At 65.8% G+C, this 4,869-nt stretch carries 5 protein-coding genes; all 5 read left to right on the top strand.

Annotation, left to right across the window (positions count from 1 at the left end):
- Positions 1-167 precede the first annotated feature (167 nt).
- The 5 genes from ACVOKO_RS19285 (at position 168) to ACVOKO_RS19265 (ending at position 4,712) form a co-directional block, all read left to right on the top strand.
- Positions 168-1,064, top strand: coding sequence for an RNA polymerase sigma-70 factor (locus tag ACVOKO_RS19285; RefSeq protein ID WP_346500975.1), 897 nt, complete (start codon positions 168-170; stop codon positions 1,062-1,064).
- Between the two features lie 36 nt (positions 1,065-1,100).
- Positions 1,101-1,550, top strand: coding sequence for a carboxymuconolactone decarboxylase family protein (locus ACVOKO_RS19280; RefSeq protein WP_346500973.1), 450 nt, complete (start codon positions 1,101-1,103; stop codon positions 1,548-1,550).
- Positions 1,551-1,627: 77 nt separating this feature from the next.
- A complete protein-coding gene (locus ACVOKO_RS19275; protein WP_346500971.1) occupies positions 1,628-2,272 on the top strand; it encodes a trimeric intracellular cation channel family protein in 645 nt (214 codons plus the stop codon).
- Positions 2,273-2,459: 187 nt separating this feature from the next.
- A complete protein-coding gene (locus tag ACVOKO_RS19270; RefSeq protein WP_346500969.1) occupies positions 2,460-2,777 on the top strand; it encodes a BON domain-containing protein in 318 nt (105 codons plus the stop codon).
- 69 nt (positions 2,778-2,846) lie between these two features.
- Positions 2,847-4,712, top strand: a complete 1,866-nt coding sequence (locus tag ACVOKO_RS19265) for an ABC transporter ATP-binding protein (protein WP_346500967.1) — start codon at positions 2,847-2,849, stop codon at positions 4,710-4,712.
- The last annotated feature ends 157 nt before the right edge of the window (positions 4,713-4,869 follow it).

Raw genomic sequence — 4,869 nt, 5'->3', positions numbered from 1 at the left:
GGGCCCGCGTTGGGTTGTGGCCGGCGTGCCCCCCCCCACGCCTGGGCCGCCCCCTGGCCCCCTTTGCGGGGTTCCCCCCGCTCCCACAACAGCCATCAAAGCCACGAAGACCCGGTTCAGGCAAAGTGGCGCTGTCACGCCAGCCTGCCCTGCGCCGTCCTGCTCATATGAACGCTGAAACCATCTTCCAGAACCATCGCCCGCGCCTGCTTGCCCTGGCCTACCGCCTGCTGGGCAGCCGCGTGGACGCCGAGGACATCGTCCAGGACGCCTGGCTGCGCTGGGCCAACGCCGATATCAGCGCCATCCGCGACGCTGAAGCCTGGCTGGTCACCGCCACCACCCGCCTTGGTCTGGATCGGCTGCGTGCGGCCAAGCGCGAGCGCCTGCACTATGTCGGCCCCTGGCTGCCCGAGCCCTGGCAGGTCGACCTGGAGGCCGATCCCGCTCCCGGCCCGGCCCAGGCGCATGCCATCGCCGACGAGGTATCGATGGCCTTCCTCACCCTGCTGGAGCAACTGGGGCCGGAGGAACGTGCCGCCTTTGTGCTGAAGGAAGCGTTTGACCACGATTACCGGCAGATAGGCGACCTGCTTGGCCACAGCGAGGCCAACTGCCGGCAGTTGGTGCGCCGGGCAAAGCAACGCCTGCAGACCGGCGCACCACGCTTCAACGCCGCCCCAGCGCAGCACCAGCAGCTGCTGCAACGTTTCATGGAGGCCGCGCAGCGCGGTGACAGCCCCGCCATCCAGGCGCTGCTGCATGCCAATGCCATTGCGCTTTCCGACGGCGGCGGCGTGGTCACCGCGGCGATCCGGCCGCTGCAAGGCGCCGAGCGCATCGGCCGGCTGTACTGGGCCATTGCCCGTCGCGGCGGCGCCTTGCCAGCGCGCCTGGGCTACGTCAACGGCGAGCCGGCCATCCTGCGCTTTGCCGACGGCAAGCTGGCTTCGTTCACCACCATCGAGGTGGTGGATGGACGCATCGCCGCGCTGTACAGCGTACTCAATCCAAAAAAACTGCCAGTGCTTGTCACGCGCAGCGGCGCTGGCGCGTCCTTGTAATGAAAGACGGCCATTCCGGTCCTCTGGAGTCACCTGATGTCTGCCACTACCTTTCCTCGCGTTCCCTATACCCGCCTTGCCGCCGATGCCTTCAAGGGCCTGCTGGCCACCAGCAAGGCCGTACATGACAGCAGCATCGAGCACGAGCTGCAGGAGCTGGTGTTCCTGCGCGTCTCGCAGATCAATGGCTGCGGCTACTGCATGGACATGCACGGCACCGCGCTGCGCAAGGCCGGTATCGAGCCGCGCAAGCTGGACACGCTGCCGGCCTGGCATGAAAGCCGCTTCTTCGATGAACGCGAACGCGCCGCGCTGGGCTGGGCCGAAGCCATGACCCGCTTGCCGGATGGCGCACCGTCGCAGGCCGCATTCGACGCATTGACGCTGCATTTCGATGACAAGGGCATCAGCGACCTGAGCATGGCGGTAGCGGTGATCAATGCCTGGAACCGCCTCGGCGCCAGCCTGTTGCCGCCGCTGCCCTGAGCGCCCGCAACAGCGGCGGTCATCATTCCAGAGTGAGCTGATGGCCGACGCCGGCGCAACACCGCACAATACGCCGCATGGGAACCCTCGTACTGATCCTCGACCTCATCGGCACCTTCGTCTTCGCCCTGTCCGGGGCAACCATGGGCGTGCGGCGGCGGCTGGATATCTTCGGCGTGCTGGTGCTGTCGTTCGCGGCGGCATTGGCCGGCGGCATCACCCGAGATCTGCTGATCGGTGCCACCCCGGTGGCGGCGATCAGCGACTGGCGCTACCCGGCGATCACGCTGGCCGCTGGCGTGGTCACGTTCTTCTGGGCACCGCTGATCGAACGCATGCAATACCCGGTGCGCATGTTCGATGCGATGGGCTTGGCACTGTTTGCCGTGGCCGGTACGCAGAAGGCATTGGCCTACGGCATCGATCCACCGATGGCCGCGGCGCTGGGCATGCTGACCGGCATTGGTGGCGGCATTGCCCGCGACGTGCTGCTGGCACAGGTGCCGCTGGTCCTGCAGGCCGAGTTGTATGCGGTCGCAGCCTTGGCCGGCGCTGCGGTTGTCGCCCTGGGTTATTGGCTGGGGCTACCGCCTTTGCCTTGTGCGCTGGTCGGCGCCGGGCTGTGCTTTGGCCTGCGGATAATGGCGATGCACTTCGGCTGGCACCTGCCGGTGGCGCTGCAGTCGTCGGAACCACCGCCGCCGGAAGGGCCGCGCAGCTGATGTAGGAGAGTTGTGGGCGCTTCCCGCCTGCGCGGGAATGACGGCGCAAGCAAAGAAGCAAAAGCAAAGGCACCCCTCCCCGGCCCTCCCCTTGCCTGCGGCAAAGGGAGGGAGCAAAGCTTCCAAGTAACACCAATCTCACACCGCATCGGCCATCGTGATGTTCCCGTTTCCAAAGGACATGCTGATGGCCGCAGAACGCCCCGACTCCCTGATCGGCGATGAAGTCGTCCGTACTCTCGGCCAGCAGGCCCAGTCTTCGCAGGTGCTGGCACAGGTAAAGGACGGCCAGGTGACGCTGTCCGGCGACGTGCCCAGCAGCGAGGCCAAGCACCAGGTGGAAGCCGTTGTCGCTGCCATCGAAGGCGTGCGCAAGGTGGTCAGCCACCTCCATGTAGACAGCGGCAAGCGCTCGTTCGGCCCAGCCGGTGAAGCCGTACGCGACAACCCGGACGGCCGCGATGATGCGCAGATGGGTGACATCGACTTGGGCAAGGACGGTTGAGCGCCGCAGCAGCTCCTGGCCGCGCCTTTGCGGGTAACCTGACGTGGTACCTCGCCGCCTGAGTCACCCATGCCCCACCCCGCCGCCGCGCCCGCATCCACCCAGAAACCCAGCTTCCGCGAGCGCGTGAATGCCATGCGCAACCTGCCGCCGTTCCTGCGGCAGGTATGGCAGACCAGCCGTTGGCTGACCATGACCAGCCTTGGCCTGCGCCTTATCCGCGCGCTGATGCCGGTGGCCATGTTGTACGTGGGCAAGCTGATCATCGACGAGGCGGTACGCCTGGCCGGTGCCGGCGCGATGCCGCCGCTGGCCGAGGCGTTCTCCAGCGGCTACCTCAACACCTTGCTTGAACTGCTGCTGCTGGAACTGGCCATCGCCATCAGCTCGGACCTGCTCGGCCGGATGATCAACTACGCCGATGCCCTGTTGTCGGAGCTGTTCACCAATGCCACCAGCGTGAGGCTGATGGAGCATGCTGCCGAACTCGATCTGGAAGATTTCGAAGACCCCGATCTGCAGGACAAGCTGGACCGTGCCCGCCGCCAGACCATGGGCCGCATGAGCCTGATGAGCCAGTTGTTCGGCCAGGTGCAGGACAGCATCACCGTCATCAGTTTTGCCGCCGGCCTGATCGTCTATGCGCCGTGGTTGATCGTGCTGCTGGCCATTGCCCTCATCCCTGCCTTCATCGGCGAATCCCACTTCAACACCCTGGGCTACTCGCTCAACTTCAGCTGGACGCCGGAGCGCCGCCAGCTCGACTACCTGCGGCAGGTCGGCGCCAGCGTGGAAACGGCCAAGGAGGTGAAGATCTTCAACCTCAACCGTTTCCTGATTGACCGCTACAAGTTGCTGGCCGAACGTTTCTACAAGGCCAACCGCGCGCTGGCGCGCAAGCGCGCGATCTGGGGCACCCTGCTGGCGGCCCTGGGCACGCTGGGCTATTACACCGCTTACGCCTATATCGCCTGGCGCACCATTCGCGGTGATTTCAGCATCGGCGACCTGACCTTCCTGTCCGGCAGCTTCCTGCGCCTGCGGCAATTGCTGGAGGGCCTGCTGACCGGCTTCTCGCAGGTAGCCGGGCAAGCGCTGTATCTGGACGACCTGTTCTCGTTCTTCGCCATCGAACCGGAAATCCGCTCGCGCCCGGATGCCGCCGCGATACCGCGCCCGATCCGCGAAGGCTTCGTGTTCGACAACGTCGGCTTCCGCTACCCCGATGCCGAGCGCTGGGCCGTGCGCAATCTTAGCTTCCACCTACAGGCCGGTGAAGTCATCGCACTGGTCGGCGAAAACGGCGCCGGCAAGACCACCCTGGTCAAGCTGCTGGCCCGCCTGTACGACCCGGACGAAGGCCGCATCCTGCTGGACGGTCGAGACCTGCGCGATTACGACCTGGATGACCTGCGCGCCAACATGGGGGTGATCTTCCAGGACTTCGTGCGCTACCACCTGTCTGCCGGCGAGAACATCGGCGTGGGTTTGGTCGAGGCCATGGATGACAAGGTCCGCATCCGCGATGCCGCCCACCGCGCGCTTGCCGATGAAGTGATCGACGCCCTGCCCGCCGGCTACGACCAGTTGATCGGCCGCCGCTTCAAGACCGGCGTGGATCTGTCCGGCGGCCAGTGGCAGAAGATCGCCATCGCCCGCGCCTATATGCGCGATGCGCAGGTGATGATCCTGGACGAGCCAACCGCGGCATTGGATGCACGCGCCGAATTCGAAGTGTTCCAGCGTTTCAAGGAACTGTCGGACAACCGTACCGCGGTATTGATCTCGCACCGGTTTTCGTCGGTGCGGATGGCCGACCGCATCCTGGTGCTGGCCGACGGCCGCATCGAGGCCAGCGGCACCCACGAGGAGTTGATGATCGAGGGCGGCCGCTACGCCGAACTGTTCGAGCTGCAGGCCGCCGGGTACAGATAACGCAGACCCTGTAGTGCCGAGCCATGCTCGGCAGGGGCTTACCAGAAATGCGTCACCTGTAGTGCCGAGCCATGCTCGGCATGAAGCCTTACCGGCAAGCCCCCACATGTAGTGCCGAGCCATGCTCGGCAGTGGCGTTCCCGGTAGAGCCCTGCCG

It is taken from the genome of Stenotrophomonas sp. STEN240 (assembly GCF_056756175.1).
Note: the sequence above shows the minus strand (reverse complement) of the source record. Positions and strands in the feature narration are given on the sequence as shown.

Bases quoted from the DNA above. Each gene is read 5' to 3' on its own strand.
- ACVOKO_RS19285 (WP_346500975.1), top strand. From the start codon at position 168: ATGAACGCTGAAACCATCTTCCAGAACCATCGCCCGCGCCTGCTTGCC.
- ACVOKO_RS19280 (WP_346500973.1), top strand. From the start codon at position 1,101: ATGTCTGCCACTACCTTTCCTCGCGTTCCCTATACCCGCCTTGCCGCC.
- ACVOKO_RS19275 (WP_346500971.1), top strand. From the start codon at position 1,628: ATGGGAACCCTCGTACTGATCCTCGACCTCATCGGCACCTTCGTCTTC.
- ACVOKO_RS19270 (WP_346500969.1), top strand. From the start codon at position 2,460: ATGGCCGCAGAACGCCCCGACTCCCTGATCGGCGATGAAGTCGTCCGT.
- ACVOKO_RS19265 (WP_346500967.1), top strand. From the start codon at position 2,847: ATGCCCCACCCCGCCGCCGCGCCCGCATCCACCCAGAAACCCAGCTTC.